Here is a 23,790-nt window from a genome sequence, read left to right on the forward strand (position 1 = left end):
ACGCAAGCGCCCCGTCGTCGAGCAGGCGCTCGATAACCCGGGACGCTTGACGTCATGTGGCTGAACCTTCTTCGGCATTGGGGCCGTTATCGTCTGCTTTACCGCATTTTGTTCTTCTCGGTGTTGTTCCTCGGCATGTACCTCGGCATGCGCCCTGGGCCGCCGCCGACGCTGTTCAAGTTCAGCTTTGTCGACTCGGTTTATCACGCCGGTGGATTGTTCGTCTGCACCTTGCTCAGCTACCTTGCCTTCCCTCGGTGGCGTTGGTGGTTGCGTGGTGTGTTGATGTTCAGCGTGGGTGTGGCGGTGGAGTTTGTGCAGTCCTTCCACCCTACCCGTTCGGCGGATATCCATGACATCTATGCCAATAGCATAGGGGTCGGCGCAGGATTGCTGGTGGTGTTGGCTTGGCAGTGTTATGCCACACGCAGGGTATGATCGCCTCGGCTTTGTTGTACAACAATGTTACTTGTCCATGTTATGCTCAAACGCCTTGATTCACTCAATGAGGCGTCATGAGTACGCGTAAACTCCGAACTGTGTCGGTAGTGGAAGCCATTGCTGAGCAACTCAGCGAAGATATCTTCAGTGGCATGTTCCGCCCCGGCGAGACGCTTGTTGAAACCCAGCTCGCCGCACGCTTCGAGGTTCCGCGCCAGACCATTCGTTCCGCCATTGTGGTGCTTATCCATGATGGGATTCTGCGCCGTGAGCCGAACAAGAGTGTGTACATTCCGCAGTTTTCCGAAAGCGATATCCGTGACCTGTTTGCGGTTCGCCGGCTGATTGAGCTTGAGGCGGTTCGCATTCTGACCACTGAAAAGACCCTGCCGAAAGAAGCCGAGAACGCCGTCAGAATCATGGAAGTGCTGTGCGATGCAGACAGCTGGAATGAGGTGCTCAAGTTCGACTTCGAGTTTCATCATGCCCTTATCGCCGCCAGCGGCAGCACTCGCCTGCAGAAGTTTTACCGCAGCATCTCTGCGGAACAGCGTCTGGCACTGACCTACTTCCGCTCCGGCCATGAATCACCCAGCGAGATCGCTCGCCAGCACCGAGTACTGCTGGATTCCATCCGCGCGGGCGATCCTGACGCGGCAGTCGACACGTTCAGAGCCCATCTGGATGAGTCCGAGAGCTTTATCCATCAGACAATACAGTCGCAGCAAGCGCGCGCCAGGGGCTGAGCTGCCGGGGCACGCTCAGCCTCTGGAGGTCAGTTGCCGAGCCAGTTGGGCAGGAACATCGAGATCTGCGGTACGTAGGCGACGACAAATAGCATCACAATCAGCGCGGCCACGAAGGGCAGCGCCGCGAGACTCACCTTCTCGATCGACAGGCCGCTGATCGCACTGGCCACGTTGAGGTTATCCCCCACCGGCGGCGTGGCGAAGCCGATCATCGAAGCCATGATCATGACCACTCCAAAGTGCACCGGGTCCATGCCCATTCCCGTGACCACTGGCACCAGAATCGGGGCGAGAAGAATGATGCCCGCGATGGTTTCCATGAACATGCCGATGAACACCAGCAGGATCAGGATCACCGCCAGAATCACCCAGAACGGCACGGGTAGCGCGCCGAGAAAATCAGCAATGAGGCCGGGGATGCGCTCGAGTGTCAGCACCCGGGCATAGGTCGAGGCCGTCGCAATGATGACCAGGATCATCCCGGAGATCAGGAAGGTCGCCTTCAGCATCACCGGGATCTGCGAGATCTTTGTCTCACTGTAGATGAGCGCGAGCACCAGACTGTAAGCCACGGCGACACCTGATGCCTCCGTGGGGGTGAAAACGCCGCCGTAGATACCGCCGAGTACCACGACGGGCATCAGCAGCGTCCATTTGGCGCGCCACAACGCCGCCCCCCGCTCCTTCCAGCTGGCCTTGGGCACATCGCCGCCATAACCATGCTTCTTGGACATGTGGCGGCTCATGAGGTACAGCAGGAGGATGATGGCGAACCCTGGGACAAATCCCGCCAGGAACAGATCGCCGATGGAGGTGTTGGTGGTAATCCCGTAGATGATGAGCGGAATGCTGGGTGGGATGACGATGCCGATACCCCCACCGGTGGCCACCAGGCCAGCGCTGAATCCGCGTGCGTAGCCCTCGCGGATCATCGCCGGGATCATGATGCCGCCAATCGCCGCGACTGTGGCCGGTCCTGAGCCGCTCAACATGGCAAACACGGCGGTGCCCAGCAAGGTTACCGCGGGCAGGCCCCCGGTCATGTGGCCGACGAAGGCTTTTGCGGCATCGATGAGCCTGCGCGAGAGCCCGCCGTATTCCATGATGACGCCGGAGAGCACGAAGAGTGGCACGGCCAGCAGTGAATAGGAGTCCACGGCGCCGAACATGGTCTGGGTGAGATAGTTGACCGGGACCACGCCGGTCACCAGCACTGAGAGTAGCGATGAGATACCCAGGGCAAAGGCGACCGGCATGCCCAGGATAAGCAGAATCAGGAAGCTCAGAAAGAGTGTGGTTATGCCCATGTGTCAGTCCACCTCGGTCTGTGACGGCGGAATGGGAGCAAAGGGTTGCCGGACAATATCGATGATGGTGCCGGCCGTGTGCTGGAACACGCGGAAAGACATCAGCAGGAGCCCGAGGGGCAGTCCTAGATAAACCAGGTACATGGGAATTTGTGACGCTGGCGCGCGTTGGCCTGTGGTGAGCTGGCGATCGACCATTTCAATCGAGAGCTTGAGCATGAAGATCAGGAAGGCGAGCCAGAGTAGTAAGACGAAAAGACGGATGATGCGTTGGGCCAGAGGCAGCTTCTTGCCTATCAGATCGACGATCACGTTGAACCTGACGTGCCGCTCGTACTTCACCGCATAACTGCCACTGAGATAGACGAACCAGACCAGGGCGTAGCGGGCGACTTCTTCTGACCAGGCGGTCGGGCTGTTGAATACGTACCGCATGATGACCTGAAAAATGACCAGCGTAGCGAAAACGGTCAATGCGACTGTCGCCAGATAGGTCTCCACGTGCTCATCGAAATGCACATAGATACGTTTGAGCATAGGCAGCAATCCCCCGGTGCAGAGACAGTAAGTGCGCCCCTGCCAGGGCTAGCTCCCTGGCAGGAACACATTCAGCAGCGATTACTGGATGGCTTCAAGGTACGTGGTGTTACCTGCCGCCTCGAGAATGGCCTTGAGTTTCTCCGTGTCGACTTTGGACGCATTTTCCTTATAGAAGGGGATGGCGGAATCGATCCACTGTTGGCGTTCTGCATCGGTCAGGTCGGTTACCGTGCCGCCTGCTGCGACAATCTTGGCGCGGATCTCGTCGCTGATGGTCGCTTTGAGGGAACGGATCTTGGCCACCATTTCATCTGCGGCGCCCTGGATGATCTTCTGGTCTTCGGCGGAAAGGCCTTCAAAGAAGTCCTTGCTGATGAGGATGACCTCAGGGTCGTAGATGTGCCGGGTCTCGGTGAGGTAGTGTGCGGGCTCGGTGAATTTGGCCGAGTAGAGCAGTTCGTAGGGGTTTTCAACGCCATCCACTACGCCCTGCTGCAGGGAGGTAAAAACCTCGGGGAATGGCATGGGGGTTGGAGCCGCTCCGATACTCCTCCAGTAGGCGATGTGCATTGGCACCTGCATGGTGCGCAGTTTGATCCCCTTCATCTCGTCAGGTGTTTTGACCGTGCCTTTGACCATCGCCAGGTTGCGGAAACCATTCTCGCCCCAGCCCAGCGCGATCAAGCCACTGTTCTGCAGACCGGCGAGCATCTCGTCGCCCAGTTCACTGTCGAGTACTTTGTAGGCGGTTTCGGCATCCTCGAAGATGAAGGGAAAGTCGAAGACTTCGAGCGATTTGTCGAAGTTGGCCAGAACGCCGACCGAGGGCGCCGTCATTTCGATGTCACCGAACTGCGTGGCCTCGATCATTTCACGCTCGCCGCCGAGTTGGCTGTCCGGGTAGACCTGCACCTTGATGCGTCCGTCGGAGCGCTCTTTCACCAGGTCAGCGAACAGTGCATATCCCTGGTTTTGCGTGTCACCGGCGGAAATGACATTGCCGAACTTGATGGTGTAGCTATCGCCTTGCGCCATAGCGCTGCCACCCCAGAGGGAAATACCGAGTGCAGCAACAACACCGACAGCGATAAGACTAGTCTTGCGAATCATCATGAATCTCCTTTTATTAGACTTGTGTCTGGAGTATTTGGTTGATGGATTCCGGATGCGGGAGATGGTTATCATCGATTTTATACCCCCAACACTGTTGTACAGTAGCACAATCCCCTAACGGGGCAACTTGCTAGTGGCCAAGCACATTGACCACCTCTGGCCCTTACTTTTGACACCTCCCCGGTGGCTCAGACCACCCTTCCCTATGGCTTCGATTACCTGGTCTCGCGCCTGGCGATATTGTAGTAACGGATCTCCTGATATTCCTCGAGGCCCTCATGACTCCCTTCCCGTCCGAGGCCGGATTGCTTCATGCCGCCGAACGGCGCAGCGGGGTTTGAGGGTACGCCGTTGTTGATACCGACCAGACCGGTCTCCAGCTGGTCGGCGACGTTCAGGGCGCGGTCGAGGTTCTCGGTGAATACGTAGCCGGCCAGGCCGAAGGGCGTGTCGTTGGCGCGCTGAATCACCTCTTCCTGTGTTGAGAAGCGGGAAATCGCTGCAATCGGACCGAAAATCTCGGTGTTGGCGATGTCGGCGTCGAGCGGGACTCGATCCAAAACAGTCGCCTCGAAGAAGTATCCGGCGCCCTCGGGGGCACGGCCGCCGGTGCGCAGTTCGGCGCCGCGCGTGACGGCGTCATCGACCAGGCGCTGGAAGTTGTTCACCGCATCCCGATTGATCACCGGGCCCAGGTCCACTCCCTCGGCGATGGAATGGCCGAGTACCATCTGCGACATTCGCTTGCTGAACGCCTCGACAAAGTCGCTGGCAATCCCGTCCTGCACATAGATGCGGTTGGCGGCGACACAGGACTGCCCGCCATTACGCAACTTCGCCAGTATGGCGCCCTCCACTGCCCGCTCGAGATCGGCGTCGTCGAACACGATGAGCGGCGCGTTGCCGCCCAGCTCCATTGAGCTCTTGACGATATTTTGCGCAGCCAGCCCCATGAGCGTACTGCCGACGCTGGTGGAGCCGGTGAAGGAGATCTTGCGCACACGCGGATCGGCGAGGACGGCCTCGCTGAACGCCGATGACTGGGTGGTGGTGACCACGCGCATCAGTTCGCGCGGCACGCCGGCCTCGGCCAGCAGGTCAACCGTGAGCAGTGTGGTAAGAGGCGTGAGTCCCGCTGGCTTGATCACCGATGCACAACCGGCCGCGATGGCGGGCGCGATCTTGCGGGTGATCATCGCCATGGGGAAGTTCCACGGGGCGATAAGGAGCGCCAGACCCACCGGCGCGCGCTTGGTCAGAATCGTCGAGCCACCGGCGGGGTTATCCCGGTAGCCGCCGGCCGGACGCAATAACTCGTCGGCGTACCATCTCACATAGTCGGCAGCGTACTGCACTTCGCCCTGCGCCTCGGCGAGGGTTTTGCCCATCTCACGGCTGATGACGTAGGCCAGCCGTTCCTTGTTGGCAATGAGCACCAGGTAGGCATTGTGTAGCGTGTCGGAGCGGTGGCGAGGCGTGGTCTTGGCCCAGTCGCGACCCGCTTGGTAGGCGATGGCGACCTCCTCGATGGCCTGCTCGGGGCTCAGGCTCGGCAGCGTGGCGATGCGCTGCTCGGTGGACGGGTCGAGCACGGCAAATTCGTTCGCGCCCGGTTCATGATTGCTGAAACCCGGAAGACTTCGCAGCGCCTCGTCCGACGCTGCGAGTCGCTCTGCTGATGGGGTAGGCAGGCTCATCGTGCTCTGTTCTCCTTGGGTTGGCTCAGGCTGTGGCCGTGGCTTTACTCGCCTTCGCTTTGGCGGCGTCCAGTACCCTACGCACCGCACCGACGAGATCGCGTACTTCCTGATCTGTGGTGATAAAGGGCGGGCTGATCTGCACGGTATTGCCGCGCAGTGGGCGAGTGATGAAGCCCTGCTCAATGGCCTGGTCTGTCACGAACTCGGCGCTGACGTCGCTGGAGAGCTCGATGCCGCCGAGGAAGCCACCGACGCGGGTGCTGGTTACAAAGTCGTGGGATTCAATCGCTTTGAGTTCGCGGGCGAGTACTCGCTCCAGTTCGGCAGAACGGGCGACGAGGCCTTCGCGCTCGAGGATTTCGAGGTTCTTCAGCGCCAGTGCGGCGGTGACCGGGTGGCCCGAATAGGTGGTGCCATGACGATAGATGGGCGAGTCGGCGCCTTGTTCAAAGAACGGATGCCAGACGCGCGGTGCGACGAGGGTGCCACCGAGGGCCCCGTAGCCCGAGGTGACCCCTTTGGCGAAGACGATAATGTCCGGCTGCAGCTTATAGCGGCTGGATGCGAACATCTCACCGGTGCGGCCGAAGCCGGTGATGACCTCATCGGCGATGAACAGGATGTCATTCTCGCGGCACAGGCGCTGGATCTCTTCAAAGTAGCCTTCCTGTGGCGGGTGCACGCCACCGGTGCCCATGACAGGCTCGGCGATGTACGCGGCGATGCTCTCCGCGCCCAGGCGCTCGATTGTGGCAGCGAAGGCAGCGGCGTCGTGCATGCCAACGCGCTCGGTGCCGGCGACGAGGGAGTCGGTGCCGTAGCCTTCACGGTTGAAGTCGAGACCGGCAATGCTGGTGCCGTAGGCATGCAGACCGTGGTAGGAGCCCTCGCGGCTGACGATGACTTTCTTGTCTGTGCGACCGACATGGTTCCAGTAGCGGCGAGCTAGCTTGAGTGCGGCATCAATCGAGTCGGATCCGCCGCTGTTGAGAATGACCTTGGCGTCGTCGATGGGCGCAATGCTGACCAGCTTCTCGGAGAGCTCAATCGCTCGGTTATTGGTGTAGCGACCGAACACATGATAGACCTCGAGCGTCTTCATCTGCTCGTAGGCAACCTGCGCCATCTCTTCGCGGCCATGGCCGATATTGGCGTACCAGAGTGACGCGGTGCCGTCGAATAGCCGCGCACCGGTATCGGTGGTGAGATACGCGCCTTCAGCGGACACCACATTGATCTGCCGACCGATAACCGAAGGCATGTGCGCCTGCGCGCTCCATAATGCCGGAGTAGTCATATTGAGCTCCTATCAAAGGAAGAACACCAGGTAAATTGTCATACAATCTCGACCTTACCAACTGTAGTACTGTCTTACAATCTGCTAAAGCTGAAGGCAAGAATTATTTTTTGTGGCGATAAGATCGTACCGTGTGAGAATGCTCCACTCTCCGATTGTTCTCATGCTCCAGCATTCCGATCGTTCCCACGCTCCCGCGTGGGAGTGCATGCCAGGACGCTCTGCGTCCCAGCCCCACCCCCGCGCACCTGCCCGCCCGGACGCCGGAGCGTCCACGGCGCGGTTCCCACGCGGGAGCGTGGGAGATTCTATGGTTCATGCCAACCCCTTTTATCAGGTTTTGGGCCGATAAACCGTTTGATTCTGCATCAAGGCAAAGGCAATGCGCGCCAACTTTCTTGCCAGCTTGATCAGCGCCTGGATGGGCTTGAGTCCCTGTGATAGATAGGTCTCGTATAACGCCTTCCAGGCAGCGGTTTTACGGGCAGCCATAGCCGCGTTGTAGAGCAGGCGGCGTAATTCCGGGTCGCCTTTCTTGGTGAGTTTTCGTCGGCCTGCCTGCTTGCCAGAGTCTCGGACTTTGACATCCATCCCCAGGTAAGCGATGAAGGCGTCACTGCTCTTGAAGCGACCTCGGTGGAAGGTGTTGGCGAGTGCCATTGAGCTCAGCTCGCCAATGCCTTCGATGTCCATGCAGCGTTTTGCATCTGCGTCCCAGCCTACGTCTGCCAAGGCCTGCTTCAGGCGCTGGGTAATCAGCAGCTCAACGCGACGGATATGGGTATCCAGCTGTTTGCTCGCCTGCTTCAACTCAGGTACATCCTGCAAGCTCTGGCTCAACGCTACTCGGGTATGAACCAGCGAGGCTCGACGGCGCATCAGGCTTTGGATGCGGTAAAACGCATCATGGGCAGGGATCCAAGGCTTGAGCTCCTCAAGCTCGTTGCTCAAATAACGCAGGATCAGTCTGGCATCAGACGGGTCGGTCTTGGCCCGGGTACCTACCCCATCGCGGTAACGGCTGAGCCGATAACCATCCAGTAAGTAGAGCGGGTGTGCTGCTGCATGAGCCAGCGTGGCCAGTTGCCGATGATAAATTCCGGTGGCTTCCAGCGCGATCCTTGAGCCCTGCGGCAACGACTTCAACCAGCGCTTAATAGCGCTGGGGGAGTTGTTGATCGTGTCGATCTGAGGGGCGTCACTGCGAGCGATCACCAGCTCCGCCTTGCTGACATCGATACCCACCAGGATAGATTCAACAGATTTTGTCATGGCGCGTCCTCCAAGCTAAAGTAGTCTTTGACTTGTCAGGGCTCACCAGACGCTGGCTTGCGACGTATCGTCGGTCTGAGCGGCTTGGCTCTGCCGATGGATTCTCTATTGGCGTTTATGGTGAGGGTGGGGCGAAATCTCCCACAGTCCGTGCCGAAAGGCCGGAAAACGATTGAGCCCCTCCACCCTGACAGGTCCATTTTGGACCTGCAGATGAACCATACAAACCATCGTATGGGTCGAGCTCTGCGTCCACTTGCCACTCCGATACCAGGTCGTGCCATATGAAGATGCATACACGGGAGCTCTACTTCCGATCGTTCCCACGCTCCAGCGTGGGAACGCATGCCAGGACGCTCTGCGTCCCGACCCCACCCCCGCGCACCCTGCCCGCCGGACGCGGGAGCGTCCAACGTCATCTGAACCGCTCTGTAGTTGGGCCCCGGCCCACGGTCTGCTAGACTCCCGCCCCTTACCAGCCGGGAGTCCGCCATGAACATCAATCTGCCCTATCATCGTTACCATTTCGCCTTGCTGATGAGCCTGTTCGACACGCTGCGGGCGGAGTCTGTGCTGATGACCCAGACACCTGAGGAAAGCAACATCCTGTTTCTGGAGCGCTTCGAGGAGTTGATTACCCAGCTTGAGGCGGGTGATCAGGATGCATTGTATTCCGGTCAGGAAATCCTCTGCCAGATCATCAGCCGCTACCCTCAGGTAGCTCATATGATCCCGCGTGACCTGCTGTGGTATTTCGGTGGGGACTGCCTGCACTACATGCCGGACGAAGAGATCGCCCAGTACCAGCTGCTGGACGAGCACCAGGCCGAGGCCGAGGCGCGCGGTGAGGATTTTGACTGGGAGCAGGCGCGGTTGTTGTTGATGAGCGAGCAGCTGCGTAACTCCTGACTCCCCACCACACCCAGCCCACCGGCCTCAAGCCCCACCACCATACCCACGCAACTCAAGATCGTTCCCACGCTCCGCGTCCCGGTTCCGATCCCCTGCAGGCGGCAAGCTCGGACGCAGGAGCGTCCAAGGCGCGGTTCCCACGCAGGAGCGTGGGAACCGCGCCTTGGGGTGGGCTCTGCGTCCCGGTTCCACCCCCTGCAGTAAGCAAACCCGGACGCCCGCCTTCACCCCAACGCCGTATCCAGAAACATCATCACCGCAAAGCCTACCATCAACCCAATAGTCGCCGGGGTCTCGTGGCCGTGGCGGTGGGTTTCGGGGATGACTTCATGGGAGACGACGAAGATCATGGCGCCGGCCGCCAGCCCCATGCTGACCGGATAGGCGACGGCGAAGGCGCTGGACATGCCGATGCCGATCATCGCGCCCAGCGGCTCCATGAGCCCGGTTGCGGCGGCGACCAAGGCCGAGCGCATGGCTGACAGCCCGGTGGTACGCAGTGCCAGGGCGACGGCCAGGCCTTCGGGGATATCCTGGATGGAGATGGCCGTGGCAATGGACAGACCAACCGGCATATCCCCTGCGGCGAAGCCGACACCGATGGCCATGCCTTCAGGGATGTTGTGCAGTGTGATCGCCATGACGAACAGCCAGACGCGACTGATGCGATCGAACTCGGGACCTTGCCGCCCGCTGACCTCATGGTGGTGCGGCGTGAAGTAGTCCAGCCCTAGCATCAGCAGCACACCCAGCCCCAGACCGAGTACCACGGTGCCGGCGGCTGCCAGGCTGTTGCCGAGAATCCCTTGCGCAGCGTCGATCCCGGGCAGGATCAACGAGAAGGCGCTGGCGGCAAGCATCATGCCGGCGGCAAAGCCGAGCATGCTGTCCTGTCGTCGAGTGGAGATGGTTTTCATGGTCAACGCCAGGAAGGCGCCTACCGACGTGGCGGCAAAACCGGCGGTGCCGCCCATCAGCGCGTGTCGCAGGTTCATGCTGTTGCCACCATTTACCGCGCTGATGACGCTGATGATGATCAACGTCAGAATGACCAGTACCGCTCCGGCCAGTCCGAAGGAGATGTAGGGGCTGCGCTGTGCCTGATCAACCCAGGCGCTGCGCAGTTCTGCTGCCAGTGAAATGGTTTTTGCCATGATCGCTTTTTCGCCGTGACGCCTGTTGGAATCCTGTCAGAAACCGCAGCTCTGGAACGTGCTCAGGCTTTCTGCGGATTGTAAGAGTCTATCAGGGGACAACACGGGCACGGTGTTGATTCATTGCAAGCGGGAGATTGAGGAGATCTATCGGTGGGGGCGGTAGCCGAATTACAGACACAAAAAAACCGCCCAATGGGCGGTTCTTCTGTATTTGGAGCGGGAAACGAGACTCGAACTCGCGACCCCGACCTTGGCAAGGTCGTGCTCTACCAACTGAGCTATTCCCGCAAATCTGACGCCGTAATGGCGTCCCCTAGGGGACTCGAACCCCTGTTACCGCCGTGAAAGGGCGGTGTCCTAGGCCACTAGACGAAGGGGACGTATCCGGACTTCACAGTGCCGAGGTGTTAACCCTGGCTACTTACTGCCAACTCCGCGTTGCGTTGTTCGCTGTAAGTGGCGCGCATTTTAGGCATGGTCCCGGGGGTCGTCAACCCCCCAAGCCAATCTTTTTTCAGGTTTTTTTCATTTCCCACGAAAACCGGGGCCTGCAGGGATGAACGCAGTCTGATGGATCAGTTGATTGTATTGAAGGGGTGGATATGGCATAACGACAGCTTGTCGCTTATGGAGAAAGCTCGTGTCGCCAACGCTTATTGCCGCCCTGGTCCTGGGCGGGCTCGTTTTACTGATCTGCATCGGCTTTCTCAATCAGGCATTTGAACGCGCACGCCTGGAACGTGCCCGCGCCCTGGCTGAGCTGCAGGCGCGGATAAACCATTGTGTCAGCATCAGCTACGACATGCCCGGCCAGTTCATGTCGGCCGAGCTCAAGACCCAGCTGCTGCAGATAGAGGCCGCTTTGCTGGAGCGCCTGATAAAGCTTGATGGCCGTAATGCCAGCCATGTCGATCAGTTGGCTGACGCGCGTCAACAGCTCGACAAGGGCGAGCCGCGGATTGCCAATGCGCCGCTGGTGATTACCAATGAAGCGGCGGCGCAGCAGGCGAAACAGCAGCTGGGCGACCTCCTGCGGCTGTTTGAACAAGCCCGACGCGATGGTTTGATGGATGGCCCCACCTTTCAGCGTTGGAGTCAGCTGTTGAATCAGCATTTGCTGCAGACCACCCTGACTCTGTATCAGGCGATGGCCACTGCGGCGATGCAGGTCGGCAAGCCGCGCGTCGCCAAGCTGCAGTATGAGCGTGCAATTGCCTATCTGAACAAACAACCGCATCCTGACAGCGCCGGGCAACTGGCGGTGTTCCGACAATTGCTGGCCAACGCCGAGCAGACAGCGCTGCGCGCGGAGCTGGCCCCCGATAACCGCTCCAACAGCGAGCTTGGAGCCGGTGTTGAGGCTCTGGAGGAGGATGACGAGGCGTGGAAGAAGAAATCGGTATACGACTGAAGACCCAGATGGAGCTTATTGCATGTCCCTGACTCTCTACGGGGCGATCCTGTCGCCCTTCGTTCGTAAGATTCGTATTCAGCTGGCCGAACAGAACATCGCCCACGAGCTGGTTACCCAACCGCCTTTCAAGCAGCCCGACTGGTATTACGAGATCAGCCCGTTGGGCCGCATTCCGGCGCTCAAGGATGATGATTTCAGCCTCGCGGACTCCAGTGTGATCGCGCAGTATCTGCAGGACACTCGCGGTGGTGCTTCCCTATACGGCAGCACACCCCAGGAAGCCGCACGCGTGCGCTGGCTGGAGAAATACGCTGATTATGAATTGGGCGCACTGGCGACCCTGACGGTATTTCGTAATCGTGTGGTGAAGCCGGTGATGGGCGAGGCCTGCGATGAGGCTGCGATCCAGCGTGCGCTGGAAACCGGGTTACCGCCGTTGCTTGATTATCTGGAGACGCAGCTGGATAACGGACGGTACTTTCTCGGTGAGCAGTTCAGCATGGCGGACATCGCTGTGTGCTGCCAATTGATCAACCTGGCCCACGCCAGCGAGTTGATCGACGAGGAAACCTGGCCGGGCTTGTCTTCGCTGCTGAGCCGAGTGACCGCACGCAGCAGCGTCAGCACCTTGCTGCCGGCAGAGCATCAGCTGGTAGCGAAGATGACGGGGCGAGTTTAGCGCTGTCTGAGATGGGACGCAGAGCGTCCCGGCAGGCGTTACCACGCGGAGCGTGGGAACGATCTTGGTTTGGTGTGGTGACGACAATCAAACCCTGCTCAGCAGCTCCTTCCCCACCCACGAGCGTGCAAACTGCCAGGCACAGCGTCCGTTGCGGTTGCCGCGGGCTTGTGCCCAGCGGATGGCTTCTTTCTGCAGACCTTCGCTCCACTCCCATTGCAGACCATACTCATGCGCCATGACCGCCAGCCAATGCCGCACCACATCGAGGTAGTGATCCTGGCTGAAGGGATAGAACGACACCCACAGCCCAAACCGGTCCGACAGCGCAATCTTCTCCTCGATGGCTTCACCGGGGTGTAGCTCGCCATCCACCATGCTGGCACCGAGGTTGTCGCTGCGCTGCTCTGGCAGCAGGTGGCGGCGGTTGGAGGTGGCATACAGCAGCAGGTTGTCCGGTGTCGCTTCGACAGAGCCGTCGAGTACGGTTTTCAGGGTCTTGTAGGCGCTGTCATCCGCCTCGAAGGCCAGATCATCACAGAACAGCAGGAAACGCCACGGCTGCTCACTGATCTGTGCGACCAGCGCTGGCAGGTGGATCAGGTCGCTCTTGTCTATTTCGATCAGACGCAAACCCGCTTCCGCCCATGTCGCCAGCAACGCCCGTACCAAAGATGACTTGCCCGTCCCGCGCGCGCCCCATAGGAGGGCATTGTTGGCGGGCATGCCTTTGACGAATTGCTCGGTATTGGCTTCGAGCAAATTTTTCTGCCGGTCTACACCGACCAGATCGTTCAACCCGTGCCCGGCCGTTAGCTCCAAGGGCTTGAGCCACCCTCCATCACCCTGCCCGACCCAACGCGCGGCGTGGGTCTGGGCCCAGTCGATAACGGGCGGCACAGGCGGCAGGTTCTTCTCGTAGCGGTCGAGAAAATGGACGACGCGCTGCATGAAGTCGGCGGTGGTGATGTCGGGCATGAGTGGTTCCTGGTTGGTGGTTGAATACTTCTCAAAGCGCAGGTTCTGGGGCGCAGCTCACTCACCCCCTCGGCTCCAGCCTCAAACACACCGAGTTGATGCAATAGCGCAATCCCGTCGGTGGTGGGCCGTCTGGGAAGACATGGCCCAGGTGCGCGTCGCAGCGGGCGCAGAGCACTTCAGTGCGGTGCATGCCGTGGCTGTAGTCTTCGCTGGTGTTGATCGCGTCCTCGCTCACGGGCTGGTAGTAGCTGGGCCAGCCGCAGCCGGCGTCGAACTGGGTGTCTGTGTCGAACAGCGGCGCATCGCAGCATACGCAGTGGTACAGGCCAGGCTCACCCTTGAGGTGATACTCCCCGGAAAATGGCCGTTCGGTACCCTTGAGTCGGCAGACCTGGTACTGGGTGTCGTCCAACTGGGCGCGCCAGTCGTCGTCCGATTTGATTACTTTGTCCATATTTCCTCCGCAAGTTGTGTGCTCGGGCTTTCTTCGCCGGAACCGCAGCCGTATCATGCTCGTTTTGCTTTCGCGGTTACAGCCCCTCTCACCATCCGATGATTTACAGGTAAGTATCATGCAGGTTAGCAAGTCCAACAAATTGGCCAATGTCTGCTACGACATTCGCGGACCCGTTCTGCGTCATGCCAAACGCCTCGAAGAGGAAGGTCACCGGATTCTCAAGCTGAATATCGGCAACCCGGCGCCCTTCGGGTTCGAAGCGCCCGAGGAAATCCTGCAGGACGTGATTCTCAACCTGTCCACTGCCCAGGGCTACAGTGATTCGAAGGGGCTGTTCTCGGCGCGCAAGGCGGTGATGCATTACTGCCAGACCAAGAACATCCAGGGCGTTGGCATCGAGGATATCTACCTCGGTAACGGCGTGTCCGAGCTGATCGTGATGGCGATGCAGGCGCTGCTGAACAATGGCGACGAGGTGCTGATCCCGGCGCCGGATTATCCGCTGTGGACGGCCTCTGTGAGCCTGTCGGGCGGTAAGCCGGTGCATTATCTGTGCGACGAGCAGTCGGATTGGTATCCGGATATCGAGGATATTCGCAGCAAGATCACCCCAAACACCAAAGCCATGGTGCTGATCAACCCGAACAACCCGACCGGCTCGGTGTATCCGCGCGAGGTGCTGGAGCAGCTGGCCGAGGTCGCTCGGGAGCATAAGCTGTTGGTATTGGCGGACGAGATCTACGACAAGATTCTGTACGACGGCACCGAGCATGATTCCTTCGCCGCCATCGCGCCTGATCTGCTGTGCCTGACGTTCAACGGGCTGTCGAAGTCTTACCGGGTAGCGGGTTTCCGCTCCGGCTGGATGATCATCAGCGGCCCGAAACAGAAAGCTGCCAGTTATATCGAGGGGCTGGAGATTCTGTCCTCCATGCGCCTGTGTGCGAACGTGCCGTCGCAGCATGCGATTCAGACTGCGCTGGGTGGGTATCAGAGCATCAATGATCTGATATTGCCCGGTGGCCGCCTGCTGGAGCAGCGCGATCTGGCCTGGGAGATGCTGAACGACATTCCCGGGGTGAGCTGTACCAAGCCCAAGGGCGCGCTGTACCTGTTCCCGAAACTGGATCCGAAGGTGTACCCGATCCATAACGACGAGAAGATGGTGCTGGACCTGCTGCTGCAGGAGAAGATCCTGGTCGTTCAGGGCACCGCCTTCAACTGGCCCTGGCCGGATCACTTCCGCATCGTGTCGCTGCCACGCAAGGATGATCTGGAAATGGCGATCGGGCGGATTGCGAACTTTCTGCATGGGTATCGGCAGTAGGTTTTGTTGAGCCCTGGAACACTTACGACGCGGTTTCCATGCCACACCTGATCGTTCCCACGCTCCCGCGTGGGAACGCATGCAGGGATGCTCTGCGTCCCTGGCTTGGCGCCGCTCTCCCGACACGCTTTGATACAGACTGCCGATTGAATCCCGGCCGGTCAGGCCCAACTATACGGCTAGCTATATCATCCCGAGGAGTTTCACTTAAATGATGCGTATTTTGCTTTTTCTGGCAACCAACCTTGCCATTGTGCTGGTTGCCAGTGTCACCCTGAGCCTGCTGGGTGTTGGCAGTATTCATGATGGTCAGGGCGGCATGAACCTGACGTCGCTGTTGATTTTCTGCGCCGTGATCGGGTTTGCCGGCTCCTTCGTTTCCCTGTTCCTGTCCAAGTGGATGGCCAAGCGCGGCACCGGTACCCGCATCATCACCCAGCCACAGACCCGTCAGGAGCAATGGCTGGTCGATACGGTTGCCGAGCTGGCCCAGGCCGCTAATATCGGTATGCCGGAGGTCGGTATCTTCCCGTCGCGGGCGTCGAACGCCTTCGCTACCGGGTGGAACAAGAACGCCTCGCTGGTGGCGGTGTCCGAAGGCATGCTGCAACGCTTCAGCCCTAACGAGATCCGCGCGGTCATGGCTCACGAGATCGGTCACGTGGCTAACGGCGACATGGTGACCCTGACACTGATTCAGGGCGTGGTGAATACCTTCGTGATGTTCTTTGCGCGCATCATCGGTAACTTCGTTGATCGCGCTGTGTTCAAGAACGAAGGCTCCGGCCCGGGCATCGGTTATTTCATTGCGACCATCGCTGCCGAGCTGATTCTGGGTATCCTCGCCAGCATCATCGTCATGTGGTTCTCGCGCCAGCGCGAATTCCGCGCCGATGCGGCCGCAGCGCAACTGAGCGGCAGCGGCAACATGATTGCGGCGCTGGAGCGTCTGCGTGCCGAGCAGGGCATTCCGGTTGAGATGCCGGGTGAAATGACTGCCTTCGGTATCAACGGCAACCTGAAGAACGGCCTCGCCGGCCTGCTGATGACCCACCCGCCGCTGGAACAGCGCATCGCTGCGCTGCGCGCCGGGAACTATCGCTAAGGTTGTTCAACGGCAGCCCCCACCTGGCGGGCTGCCACTCTCTCCAAACCATTGATTGCCCCTCCCCCGGAAACTTTCTGTCATCCTGTGGTCACAACATTGGTCTATGCTTCGTTTATGTCAGGCATCGCAGAGTTGCCGGCATCTACCCGATTAGAGCTGATTTGGAGAAAAATCAATGAATCTACAGGTACAGCAGAAACAGCGTTCCCTTACCGAGCACCTGCCTCGCCCGTCTCTGCAGGCACGGGGCTTTCTGGTGGATGAGCATGGCCGTGAGATTGCCATAACCGAACGCATGATCCAGCAAGCCTGTGAAGCACTTGATGAACATTGGGTAACGCCCCGCGCTGCCAATGCCCGCTGAAAGCGGCCAGGTCAGCCGAGCTGCAAAAGGATGGTAGGAGCGGCCTCCCACAAAACCGGCCCGCTCGGCCATGGCCATTACCTGGCTTCGCGTTCTCTCAGAACTCACCGCCCGACACAAACCCCGCGGCAATCAAGCGCCGAGCCACCTGTGGCTCGGATGCGGCGGTGTTGATACGAAGCAAATTGCATTCCCGCCGTAGAGGATAATCCTTGCGCAACCGATCAAAACCTTCCCGACTGGCCTGTTCCGATGGTGCAGCCGCCAGCATGGCGCGCAGACGGGCGTCATCATCACGTACGTCGTAGACCTGTCGCAGGGCTTTGCTCAGCAGCCAATCGGCTGGGGTGCCGGCTTCCATCGCCCATTCCCCCGCGCCTGTACGCGGCGCCAGCTGTTCCAGAGTCAGCGTGGCAGGCGAGTCGAGAAAACGGCATAGCGCCTGATAGATCTGTGCGGTGCCGCGCAGCTTGCCATCGAGGCTGTAACCCGCGATATGCGGCGTAGCCAGGGCACATCGGGCGGCAAGTTTGGGGTCGACCAGGGGTTCGGTTTCCCATACATCCAATGCGACCAGCAGGTCCGCGCGCTGCGCCAGAACCGTTTTCAGGGCGGTATTGTCGATCACCGGACCACGGCTGCTGTTGATCAGCCAGGTACCGGGGCGCAGTACGCGCAGGCGTTTTTCATTGAACAGGTGATGAGTCGCATGTTTGCCGTCGGTGGTCAGCGGCACGTGGCAGCTGATGACGTCACAGCGGCTGATCAGCTCATCAAGCTCGACCAGTCCCTCGGCGCCCCGCTCGGCACGGGGCGGATCGCAGAGCAGGGTTTCAATGCCGAGCGCATCGAGTGTGGTGGCGAGCCGCCCGCCCACCTCCCCTACCCCGACGATGCCGACCATCTTGTTCTGCCAGGCGGTGGCACTGCGCTCGGACAGCGTCAGCAGGCAGCTGAGAACATACTCCACCACACCGCGCGCGTTGCAACCTGGCGCGCTGGCGACTTCGACGCCCGCCGCTGCCAGTCCCGGCAGGTCGAGGTGATCGGTGCCTATGGTGCAGGTGCCAACGAAGCGCACCGGGGTGCCGGCGAGCATGGCGGCACTGACCTTGGTCACCGAGCGCACCAGCAGCACGTCGGCGTCACTGACCGAGGTATGATCAATCAACCGCCCCGGCAAACGTGTCAGACGGCCGAAATCGGCGAGAAATTCGTCAAGCAGCGGAATGTTTTCATCAGCGACTATATGCATGGTTCGGGTCCGTGAGGGGCGATGGGGTTATTGTCGGAGTGGTTCCGGCATCTGTCCAGCGCGGGAACCCCGTTGGGGCGGCTCTGCGTCTGAGTTTTGACGCTCTGCGTTCCAACTCCTACCGCCGTGCAAGCTGCCGGTTCGGACGCAGGAGCGTCCAGGTCGCGGTTCCCACGCAGGAGTGTGGGAACCATCGTCTGGGGGGCGAGCTCTGCGTCCCGGTCACCCACCATCGTGCAATCCCCAGCCAAGAAACCGGAATGCCGACTCAGGACCCAGATCGTTCCCACGCTCCTGCGTGGGAATGCATGCGGGATGCTTCTGCGTCCCAACTCTCATCGCCGTGCAAGCTGCCGCCTACAGCCGCTCGATGCTGAAGTCCTGCACTTGCAGCGTGTCGCCGGGCCGGTAGTAGGTTAGTAGTGCGTTGATGAATCGGGCCGGGCGTTCGGGGATGCCTTGGTTCAGGTAGCTTCGCACTTGCTCGACGACGCGCGTCTTGAATGGCGTCGGGTCGGTGGCGTCGCCGCTGAGGTTGTCCAGGCTGACACGAAAGGGATGTCCGGCCGCTTCGCAGAACAACCACTCCAGTGCCTGGGGTTTGACTTCAACCTGCTCGAAGGCGCCCTGCTGCTCGGCAGTGCGCCCATCCGGGGCGTACCAGTAGCCGAAGTCGGCCAGCTGCCGGCGGGCGGCGCCAGCGACGCACCAGTGTGCGATCTCGTGCAATGCACTGCGGTAATAATCATGGGTGAAGATGATGCGGTGCATCGGCTCGTCGGTATCTGCCGGCAGGTAGACTGGCTCCGGCGCTCCGCCCACCAGACGGGTGTTGAATTCGCTGGCAAAACAGTCCGCAAACAGTCGGACCAGATCCTGGCAATCGTGTGTCATTGAGTGATGGACAATATTCGGCAAATTGATAGGATGGGCTGCTTTTCCCTCTTATGCAGTAACGCTAAATGACTCGAAGAAGCCTCTCCCGCGGACGCCGCAGTGTAACAGAACTGCGTGCGCTGATCTGGCTTGCGCTGCCCATCATTGCGGCACAGATGTCGCACACTCTGCTCGGCTTTGTCGACACGGCCATGGCCGGTCGGGTGAGTGCTGTTGATCTGGCTGCGGTGGCGCTGGGCAATTCGTTCTGGGTGCCGACGTTCCTGTTTCTGACCGGCGTGCTGATGATCATCACCTCGAAGGTGGCCGCCAGCAGTGGTACCGGTCGTCTGGAGGAAACCGGGCCGCTGGTGCGTCAGGCGGTCTGGCTGGGTCTGTGTATCGGTCTGGTCTGCGCGGTGTTGCTGTTTTCCGTGGAGCCGCTGCTGTATTGGGCCGGCGTGCAGGAGGAGCTGATTCCCAAGTCCATCGGCTATATCCAGGCGGTGGCACTGGGCTTTCCGGCGGTGGGCATGTATCAGGCGTTGCGCGGGCTGAGCGATGGTCTGTCGCGCACCAAGCCGACCATGGTCATCGGCTTTCTCGGGCTGATTCTCAACGTGCCGGCCAACTATGTGCTGGTGTACGGCAAGCTTGGCTTTCCGGCCATGGGCGCAATTGGTTGCGGTGTCGCGACCACGCTGGTGATGTGGTTCATGCTCGGCTGCATGCTGGTCTATCTGAAACGCTCGACGATCTACGATGCCTGCCGACTGTTCGAGCGTTTCGAGTGGCCGCGCTGGACGGTGCAGCGGCATCTGTTGGGGCTGGGTCTGCCGGTCGGTATATCGCTGTTTTCCGAGACCAGCATGTTCGCGCTGATCGCCCTGCTGATCGGCAGTCTTGGCGCCGTGGTGGTTGCCAGTCACCAGGTGGCGCTGAATCTCACTTCGATCATCTTCATGGTGCCCTTCAGTCTTGGTCTGGCGATCACCGTGCGGGTCGGTCACAACCTTGGTATGAGCGGTGCGCGGGCCGGGCTGTTTGCCGCGAAGGTGGGGATTACCGTGGCGCTGTTGTTCGCTGTGGTGGCTGCCAGCAGTATTTATCTGCTGGCCGATTGGCTGCCGTATCTGTATACCAGCGATCCCGAAGTGCTGGCGCTGTCCACCGCGTTGTTGTTCTATGCCGCGCTGTATCAGTTTTCCGACTCGGTGCAGGTCGCCTGTGCCGGGGCACTGCGCGGCTATCAGGACACCCGCGTGCCGATGCTGCTGACCATGGTCGCCTACTGGCTGGTGGGTCTGCCCAGCGGCTACGTACTGGGCCTGACCGACCTGCTGGGTCCGCCGCAGGGGCCGGCGGGGTTCTGGAAGGGGTTGATCATCGGGCTGAGCGTAGCGGCGACATTCCTGTCAATCCGCCTGGCGATTGTCGGCGGCAGACGCAAGCGGCGTTTTCCGCAGGATGAGAGTCATCTGAAACTCACGGGTTAGTCGCTACCCGTTCTTCAGATGACTTCCACGCTCCGGCGTGGGAACGCATGCCGGGATGCTCTGCGCCCCGGTTTTAACGCGATGCGGGATGCGGGATGCTCTGTGTCCTGGTGTAGGCCGTTTACCGTCATCGGGTTTCGAGTATTACTCCGCATCCCGCTTGCGAATCAGGTAATGAAACTCCCCTTCCCGCTCCTGCTGCTCCAGCAGCTCATGCCCGAGGAAACTGCAGAAGCGCGGGATGTCCCGTTGTGTTGACGGGTCGGTGGCCAGGACTTCCAGACATTGCCCGGCGGCAAGGTCGCGCACGGCGTTGTGCAGCAGCATGACCGGCTCAGGGCAAAACAGCCCGCGGGCGTCGAGTTGGGTTGGTGAGGTCGGCTCGGTTGTCATATAACATCGGACTCTGAAACGTAATGCTGGATTATCCGTAAATCGACCGTCACTTGCCAGTCGCGGCTTACGGGGTAACACTGAGGCTATTCATCACAATATCAAGGAGTAAACATGATCAAGGTACTGATTGAGCGCATTATCGCAGAAGGCCTGGAAGAGCCTTACGAAGCCGCCGCGCGTAACATTCTGCAAAAGGCCATTCAGTCTCCCGGTTATCTGTTCGGAGAATCCTTCATTGATCTGGAACGCCCTAATTATCGCTATGTGATAGTCACCTGGCAGAACCGCCATTCATGGGAGCGTTGGGAAAACTCACCGGAGCGCAAGGAATGCCTGGTCTCGTTTGCTCCGATGCTGATGGAAGAGGAAAAGATCACTCTGCTGGAGCCACTGTAACGCCCATACAGCCGGGCTCGGGCATTGTGCCGGGACACAGCTCGGACGCAGGAGCGTCCAGGGCGCGGTTATCACGCTGGAGCGTGGGAACCATCGGAAATCGAGTACTGGCTCCCCACCAGATCGTTCCCACGCTCCGCGTGGGAATGCATGCAGGGACGCTCTGCGTCCCGGTGTCAGCGCCCGTCTGTTACTCCGGAACCTGCTTCGCTATCTGATAGCTCCCGGCATGCAATATGCGCACATGGCAGGTCACTTCTTCCCTGTCGCTATATAGCTGCTTGCAGGATATGGTGGCGCGGATGTTTGCTTCGTCCAGCGCGTCCTGCACATGCTCCAGACACTGGATGACTTCGCGATAACGCTGTTTCATCGGCAGTTTGAAGTTCATGATGGCTTCCCGGCACCAGCCGCGGGTCAGCCAGCGGGCGAGCATGGCGCTGCTGCGCGCGGGCTTGTCGACGATATCGCAGACCATCCACTGCACCGGCTTCTTCGGCTTGAACATGTAACCATCGGCTTCGATATGCTCGACCTGACCGGTGTCCATCAGGCTCTTGGCCATGGGGCCGTTGTCTACGGCGGTCACTTTCATGTGCCGGTTGACCATTTGCCAGGTCCAGCCACCCGGTGCGGCGCCGAGATCCACGGCGGTCATGCCGGGGGCCAGGCGGCTGTCCCATTCATCCCGCGGGATGAAGTGGTGCCAGGCTTCTTCGAGTTTCAGGGTTGACCGGCTGGGGGCGTCGCGAGGCACCTTGAGACGTGGAATACCCATCGGCCAGGGCGCGGCGTTGCCGGCCCAGGACCAGCCGACGAAGATTCGCTGACCGCTCTCGAAAAACACGTGCAGCCGTGGGGCGTCGGTTTTTGTCGGGCGTACGAAGCGGGTTTTGGTCAGAGCTGTTTCCAGCGGGCGACCGAGTTTCTTGGTCAGCGCGGCGAGGGCTTTGCCATCATTGGTGTCGGCCGTTTCCAGCCACATGCTGGAGGCGATGGGACCTTTGGAACAGGCGGTGATGATGGGCGAGATACGGTCTTCGGCGGGAACATCAAGCCAGGTGCCGACCGCCCACTGGCGGACAAAGATCAGCTGACGGAAGTCGAGCTTTCGCATCAGGCGGCCTGCATCGCCGTCCTCTGGGCAGACAAAACGCACCACGGCGGTGCTGTCGCGGGTAACGGCATAACCTGCGATGCCCTTTTGCGCGGACAACTCCTGCATTTCAGCGGCGGCTTCACTTTCAAAGCCCGGACGGCAATGCAACAACAATTCCTGCATGACAAACCCCAGAGTCAAGATCGGGCGCTACTTTAACGCTGCCAAGGGGTAAGGTGCCAGTGACATTGGTCGCGGGGGAGGCTTTTCGGGTGGCGCGTCCTTAGATGGCGAGGTTTATACGCTTGTCTCAGGTCCGCAGGGCGGGGCGTATATGGTCAGCCCCGGCAAATAGTGAATCCAACTCATCATGTTAATGATAAACTTCGATTTTTCTCATGATAAGGAATAAGGACCATGCTCGAACTCCGCCATTTGCGTACGCTCGCCACGCTTCGTGAGGCCGGCAGTCTGGTGGAAGCCTCCGAGCGACTGCATTTGACACAGTCGGCGTTATCCCATCAGCTGAAGGATCTTGAGCAGCGGCTCGATACCAGCCTGTTTGTGCGCAAGACCAAGCCCATACGCTTCACTACTGCAGGCCTGCGATTACTGCGTCTGGCGGATAATCTGTTGCCGCAGGTGCGTCAGGCGGAACGGGATCTGCAGCGGCTGTCGGGTGGCCAGGCGGGTCGGTTGCATATGGCGATCGAGTGTCATAGCTGCTTTCAGTGGCTGATGCCGACCATTGATCAATTTCGCAATGCCTGGCCGGAGGTGGAGGTGGATTTTGCCTCGGGCTTTTTCTTTGCGCCGCTGCCGGCGTTGGCCCGCGGTGAGCTGGATCTGGTGGTAACTTCTGATCCTCAGGATATTGCCGGGATCAGCTATGTGCCCCTGTTCACTTACGAGGCGATGCTTGCCATCGGCAATCAGCACCCGTTGACCGAGCGCAGCTATGTCGAGCCCCAGGACCTGGCGCGGGAAACGCTGATCTGCTATCCGGTGGAGCGCAACCGTCTGGATATCTTCACCCAGTTTCTGGAGCCGGCTGGGGTCGAGCCGACCGATGTGCGCAATGCTGAATTAACCATCATGATGATGCAGCTGGTGGCGTCGGGTCGGGGCGTGTGCTGTCTGCCGAACTGGGCGATTACCGAATACCTGCAACGCGGCTATGTCAGCGCCCGACCGTTGGGCAGCAAGGGTTTGTTCGGCACGCTGTATGCCGCGGTGCGTGAGGACATGTTGGATATGTCCTACATGCAGGACTTTCTGCTGACCGCGAAGGATATTTCCTTCGCGACGCTGGAGGGGGTCACGGCCAAAATGACATGAGACTTGTGTGAGGGCAACCATGCAGAACATGGGAATCAGCTGCCAGGTTGCGCCCCGCCCCACTGTCATGCGAGTCCAGATCGTTCCCACGCTCCTGCGTGGGAATGCATGCCGGG

24 protein-coding genes and 2 tRNA genes are annotated in these 23,790 nt (G+C 59.9%); 11 read left to right on the top strand and 15 right to left on the bottom strand.

Features of this window, described 5'->3' with window-relative positions; all coding sequences use genetic code 11:
- The first annotated feature begins 54 nt into the window (after positions 1 to 54).
- Positions 55 to 438, top strand: a complete 384-nt coding sequence (locus BLU11_RS09710; RefSeq protein WP_090273148.1) for a VanZ family protein — start codon at positions 55 to 57, stop codon at positions 436 to 438.
- 77 nt (positions 439 to 515) lie between these two features.
- Positions 516 to 1,187, top strand: a complete 672-nt coding sequence (locus BLU11_RS09715) for a GntR family transcriptional regulator (RefSeq protein ID WP_090273149.1) — start codon at positions 516 to 518, stop codon at positions 1,185 to 1,187.
- A gap of 29 nt (positions 1,188 to 1,216) precedes the next feature.
- Here the strand turns inward: BLU11_RS09715 and BLU11_RS09720 are convergent, their stop codons facing one another.
- The 6 genes from BLU11_RS09720 to BLU11_RS09745 form a co-directional block, all read right to left on the bottom strand.
- Complete coding sequence (locus BLU11_RS09720) at positions 1,217 to 2,497, bottom strand: TRAP transporter large permease (RefSeq protein ID WP_090273150.1); 1,281 nt, start codon at positions 2,495 to 2,497, stop codon at positions 1,217 to 1,219.
- A 3-nt stretch (positions 2,498 to 2,500) separates the two neighbouring features.
- On the bottom strand, positions 2,501 to 3,034 hold the full coding sequence (locus tag BLU11_RS09725; RefSeq protein ID WP_090273151.1) for a TRAP transporter small permease: 534 nt from the start codon (positions 3,032 to 3,034) through the stop codon (positions 2,501 to 2,503).
- A gap of 81 nt (positions 3,035 to 3,115) precedes the next feature.
- Positions 3,116 to 4,147 (bottom strand): TRAP transporter substrate-binding protein, encoded by a 1,032-nt coding sequence (locus tag BLU11_RS09730; RefSeq protein ID WP_157718649.1) that lies wholly within the window; start codon positions 4,145 to 4,147, stop codon positions 3,116 to 3,118.
- Between the two features lie 218 nt (positions 4,148 to 4,365).
- Positions 4,366 to 5,847, bottom strand: coding sequence for an NAD-dependent succinate-semialdehyde dehydrogenase (locus BLU11_RS09735; RefSeq protein ID WP_090273153.1), 1,482 nt, complete (start codon positions 5,845 to 5,847; stop codon positions 4,366 to 4,368).
- A gap of 25 nt (positions 5,848 to 5,872) precedes the next feature.
- Complete coding sequence (locus BLU11_RS09740; RefSeq protein WP_090273154.1) at positions 5,873 to 7,147, bottom strand: aminotransferase family protein; 1,275 nt, start codon at positions 7,145 to 7,147, stop codon at positions 5,873 to 5,875.
- Positions 7,148 to 7,480: 333 nt separating this feature from the next.
- On the bottom strand, positions 7,481 to 8,419 hold the full coding sequence (locus BLU11_RS09745) for an IS110 family RNA-guided transposase (RefSeq protein WP_090272427.1): 939 nt from the start codon (positions 8,417 to 8,419) through the stop codon (positions 7,481 to 7,483).
- A gap of 492 nt (positions 8,420 to 8,911) precedes the next feature.
- Here BLU11_RS09745 and BLU11_RS09750 point away from each other — a divergent pair, with 492 nt between their 5' ends.
- On the top strand, positions 8,912 to 9,328 hold the full coding sequence (locus tag BLU11_RS09750) for a PA2817 family protein (RefSeq protein ID WP_090273155.1): 417 nt from the start codon (positions 8,912 to 8,914) through the stop codon (positions 9,326 to 9,328).
- Between the two features lie 227 nt (positions 9,329 to 9,555).
- Here the strand turns inward: BLU11_RS09750 and BLU11_RS09755 are convergent, their stop codons facing one another.
- The 3 genes from BLU11_RS09755 to BLU11_RS09765 form a co-directional block, all read right to left on the bottom strand.
- Positions 9,556 to 10,485 (bottom strand): ZIP family metal transporter, encoded by a 930-nt coding sequence (locus tag BLU11_RS09755; protein ID WP_090273156.1) that lies wholly within the window; start codon positions 10,483 to 10,485, stop codon positions 9,556 to 9,558.
- Between the two features lie 215 nt (positions 10,486 to 10,700).
- Positions 10,701 to 10,776: transfer RNA gene (locus tag BLU11_RS09760), tRNA-Gly, on the bottom strand.
- Positions 10,777 to 10,792: 16 nt separating this feature from the next.
- Positions 10,793 to 10,868 (bottom strand) — tRNA-Glu (locus BLU11_RS09765).
- A 260-nt stretch (positions 10,869 to 11,128) separates the two neighbouring features.
- Between BLU11_RS09765 and BLU11_RS09770 the strand changes: the two genes are divergently transcribed.
- Both BLU11_RS09770 and BLU11_RS09775 read left to right on the top strand, forming a co-directional pair.
- The gene (locus tag BLU11_RS09770; RefSeq protein ID WP_090273157.1) at positions 11,129 to 11,899 is read left to right on the top strand and encodes a hypothetical protein; all 771 of its coding nucleotides are present in this window, start codon (positions 11,129 to 11,131) and stop codon (positions 11,897 to 11,899) included.
- Between the two features lie 22 nt (positions 11,900 to 11,921).
- The gene (locus BLU11_RS09775; RefSeq protein ID WP_090273158.1) at positions 11,922 to 12,581 is read left to right on the top strand and encodes a glutathione S-transferase family protein; all 660 of its coding nucleotides are present in this window, start codon (positions 11,922 to 11,924) and stop codon (positions 12,579 to 12,581) included.
- A gap of 87 nt (positions 12,582 to 12,668) precedes the next feature.
- Here the strand turns inward: BLU11_RS09775 and BLU11_RS09780 are convergent, their stop codons facing one another.
- Both BLU11_RS09780 and msrB read right to left on the bottom strand, forming a co-directional pair.
- Positions 12,669 to 13,559, bottom strand: coding sequence for an ATP-binding protein (locus BLU11_RS09780; RefSeq protein ID WP_407920207.1), 891 nt, complete (start codon positions 13,557 to 13,559; stop codon positions 12,669 to 12,671).
- A 61-nt stretch (positions 13,560 to 13,620) separates the two neighbouring features.
- Positions 13,621 to 14,016 (bottom strand): peptide-methionine (R)-S-oxide reductase MsrB, encoded by a 396-nt coding sequence (gene msrB / locus BLU11_RS09785; RefSeq protein ID WP_090273159.1) that lies wholly within the window; start codon positions 14,014 to 14,016, stop codon positions 13,621 to 13,623.
- Positions 14,017 to 14,134: 118 nt separating this feature from the next.
- On the opposite strand from msrB, the gene BLU11_RS09790 reads away from it, so the two are divergent.
- The 3 genes from BLU11_RS09790 (at position 14,135) to BLU11_RS09800 (ending at position 16,818) form a co-directional block, all read left to right on the top strand.
- Entirely contained in the window at positions 14,135 to 15,346 is a 1,212-nt protein-coding gene (locus tag BLU11_RS09790) for a pyridoxal phosphate-dependent aminotransferase (protein WP_090273160.1), read from the top strand.
- Between the two features lie 211 nt (positions 15,347 to 15,557).
- Positions 15,558 to 16,451: a protease HtpX gene (gene htpX / locus BLU11_RS09795; RefSeq protein ID WP_090273161.1), complete on the top strand. Its 894-nt coding sequence runs from the start codon at positions 15,558 to 15,560 to the stop codon at positions 16,449 to 16,451.
- Between the two features lie 178 nt (positions 16,452 to 16,629).
- Complete coding sequence (locus tag BLU11_RS09800) at positions 16,630 to 16,818, top strand: PA1571 family protein (protein WP_090273162.1); 189 nt, start codon at positions 16,630 to 16,632, stop codon at positions 16,816 to 16,818.
- Positions 16,819 to 16,915: 97 nt separating this feature from the next.
- Here BLU11_RS09800 and pdxB read toward each other — a convergent pair whose 3' ends face one another.
- Both pdxB and BLU11_RS09810 read right to left on the bottom strand, forming a co-directional pair.
- Positions 16,916 to 18,073 carry a 4-phosphoerythronate dehydrogenase PdxB gene (gene pdxB / locus BLU11_RS09805; RefSeq protein ID WP_090273163.1) on the bottom strand — a complete coding sequence of 386 codons (1,158 nt, stop codon included), beginning with the start codon at positions 18,071 to 18,073 and terminating at the stop codon, positions 16,916 to 16,918.
- A 357-nt stretch (positions 18,074 to 18,430) separates the two neighbouring features.
- A complete protein-coding gene (locus BLU11_RS09810) occupies positions 18,431 to 18,967 on the bottom strand; it encodes an elongation factor P hydroxylase (protein ID WP_090273164.1) in 537 nt (178 codons plus the stop codon).
- Positions 18,968 to 19,035: 68 nt separating this feature from the next.
- Here BLU11_RS09810 and BLU11_RS09815 point away from each other — a divergent pair, with 68 nt between their 5' ends.
- On the top strand, positions 19,036 to 20,445 hold the full coding sequence (locus BLU11_RS09815) for an MATE family efflux transporter (RefSeq protein ID WP_090273165.1): 1,410 nt from the start codon (positions 19,036 to 19,038) through the stop codon (positions 20,443 to 20,445).
- 144 nt (positions 20,446 to 20,589) lie between these two features.
- Here the strand turns inward: BLU11_RS09815 and tusA are convergent, their stop codons facing one another.
- Complete coding sequence (gene tusA / locus BLU11_RS09820) at positions 20,590 to 20,838, bottom strand: sulfurtransferase TusA (RefSeq protein WP_090273166.1); 249 nt, start codon at positions 20,836 to 20,838, stop codon at positions 20,590 to 20,592.
- Between the two features lie 114 nt (positions 20,839 to 20,952).
- Here tusA and BLU11_RS09825 point away from each other — a divergent pair, with 114 nt between their 5' ends.
- Positions 20,953 to 21,237 carry an antibiotic biosynthesis monooxygenase family protein gene (locus BLU11_RS09825; protein WP_090273167.1) on the top strand — a complete coding sequence of 95 codons (285 nt, stop codon included), beginning with the start codon at positions 20,953 to 20,955 and terminating at the stop codon, positions 21,235 to 21,237.
- A 190-nt stretch (positions 21,238 to 21,427) separates the two neighbouring features.
- Here BLU11_RS09825 and rlmM read toward each other — a convergent pair whose 3' ends face one another.
- Complete coding sequence (gene rlmM, locus BLU11_RS09830) at positions 21,428 to 22,519, bottom strand: 23S rRNA (cytidine(2498)-2'-O)-methyltransferase RlmM (RefSeq protein WP_090273168.1); 1,092 nt, start codon at positions 22,517 to 22,519, stop codon at positions 21,428 to 21,430.
- A 234-nt stretch (positions 22,520 to 22,753) separates the two neighbouring features.
- Between rlmM and BLU11_RS09835 the strand changes: the two genes are divergently transcribed.
- A complete protein-coding gene (locus BLU11_RS09835; RefSeq protein WP_090273169.1) occupies positions 22,754 to 23,674 on the top strand; it encodes a LysR family transcriptional regulator in 921 nt (306 codons plus the stop codon).
- The last annotated feature ends 116 nt before the right edge of the window (positions 23,675 to 23,790 follow it).

The sequence above is a fragment of the Halopseudomonas litoralis genome (assembly GCF_900105005.1).
GTDB lineage: Bacteria > Pseudomonadota > Gammaproteobacteria > Pseudomonadales > Pseudomonadaceae > Halopseudomonas > Halopseudomonas litoralis.

Excerpts from the sequence above, each read along its gene's own strand:
- BLU11_RS09710 (WP_090273148.1), top strand. The coding sequence starts at position 55 with ATGTGGCTGAACCTTCTTCGGCATTGGGGCCGTTATCGTCTGCTTTAC.
- BLU11_RS09715 (WP_090273149.1), top strand. The coding sequence starts at position 516 with ATGAGTACGCGTAAACTCCGAACTGTGTCGGTAGTGGAAGCCATTGCT.
- BLU11_RS09720 (WP_090273150.1), bottom strand. The coding sequence starts at position 2,497 with ATGGGCATAACCACACTCTTTCTGAGCTTCCTGATTCTGCTTATCCTG.
- BLU11_RS09725 (WP_090273151.1), bottom strand. The coding sequence starts at position 3,034 with ATGCTCAAACGTATCTATGTGCATTTCGATGAGCACGTGGAGACCTAT.
- BLU11_RS09730 (WP_157718649.1), bottom strand. The coding sequence starts at position 4,147 with ATGATTCGCAAGACTAGTCTTATCGCTGTCGGTGTTGTTGCTGCACTC.
- BLU11_RS09735 (WP_090273153.1), bottom strand. The coding sequence starts at position 5,847 with ATGAGCCTGCCTACCCCATCAGCAGAGCGACTCGCAGCGTCGGACGAG.
- BLU11_RS09740 (WP_090273154.1), bottom strand. The coding sequence starts at position 7,147 with ATGACTACTCCGGCATTATGGAGCGCGCAGGCGCACATGCCTTCGGTT.
- BLU11_RS09745 (WP_090272427.1), bottom strand. The coding sequence starts at position 8,419 with ATGACAAAATCTGTTGAATCTATCCTGGTGGGTATCGATGTCAGCAAG.
- BLU11_RS09750 (WP_090273155.1), top strand. The coding sequence starts at position 8,912 with ATGAACATCAATCTGCCCTATCATCGTTACCATTTCGCCTTGCTGATG.
- BLU11_RS09755 (WP_090273156.1), bottom strand. The coding sequence starts at position 10,485 with ATGGCAAAAACCATTTCACTGGCAGCAGAACTGCGCAGCGCCTGGGTT.
- BLU11_RS09775 (WP_090273158.1), top strand. The coding sequence starts at position 11,922 with ATGTCCCTGACTCTCTACGGGGCGATCCTGTCGCCCTTCGTTCGTAAG.
- BLU11_RS09780 (WP_407920207.1), bottom strand. The coding sequence starts at position 13,559 with ATGCCCGACATCACCACCGCCGACTTCATGCAGCGCGTCGTCCATTTT.
- msrB (WP_090273159.1), bottom strand. The coding sequence starts at position 14,016 with ATGGACAAAGTAATCAAATCGGACGACGACTGGCGCGCCCAGTTGGAC.
- BLU11_RS09790 (WP_090273160.1), top strand. The coding sequence starts at position 14,135 with ATGCAGGTTAGCAAGTCCAACAAATTGGCCAATGTCTGCTACGACATT.
- htpX (WP_090273161.1), top strand. The coding sequence starts at position 15,558 with ATGATGCGTATTTTGCTTTTTCTGGCAACCAACCTTGCCATTGTGCTG.
- BLU11_RS09800 (WP_090273162.1), top strand. The coding sequence starts at position 16,630 with ATGAATCTACAGGTACAGCAGAAACAGCGTTCCCTTACCGAGCACCTG.
- pdxB (WP_090273163.1), bottom strand. The coding sequence starts at position 18,073 with ATGCATATAGTCGCTGATGAAAACATTCCGCTGCTTGACGAATTTCTC.
- BLU11_RS09810 (WP_090273164.1), bottom strand. The coding sequence starts at position 18,967 with ATGACACACGATTGCCAGGATCTGGTCCGACTGTTTGCGGACTGTTTT.
- BLU11_RS09815 (WP_090273165.1), top strand. The coding sequence starts at position 19,036 with ATGACTCGAAGAAGCCTCTCCCGCGGACGCCGCAGTGTAACAGAACTG.
- tusA (WP_090273166.1), bottom strand. The coding sequence starts at position 20,838 with ATGACAACCGAGCCGACCTCACCAACCCAACTCGACGCCCGCGGGCTG.
- BLU11_RS09825 (WP_090273167.1), top strand. The coding sequence starts at position 20,953 with ATGATCAAGGTACTGATTGAGCGCATTATCGCAGAAGGCCTGGAAGAG.
- rlmM (WP_090273168.1), bottom strand. The coding sequence starts at position 22,519 with ATGCAGGAATTGTTGTTGCATTGCCGTCCGGGCTTTGAAAGTGAAGCC.
- BLU11_RS09835 (WP_090273169.1), top strand. The coding sequence starts at position 22,754 with ATGCTCGAACTCCGCCATTTGCGTACGCTCGCCACGCTTCGTGAGGCC.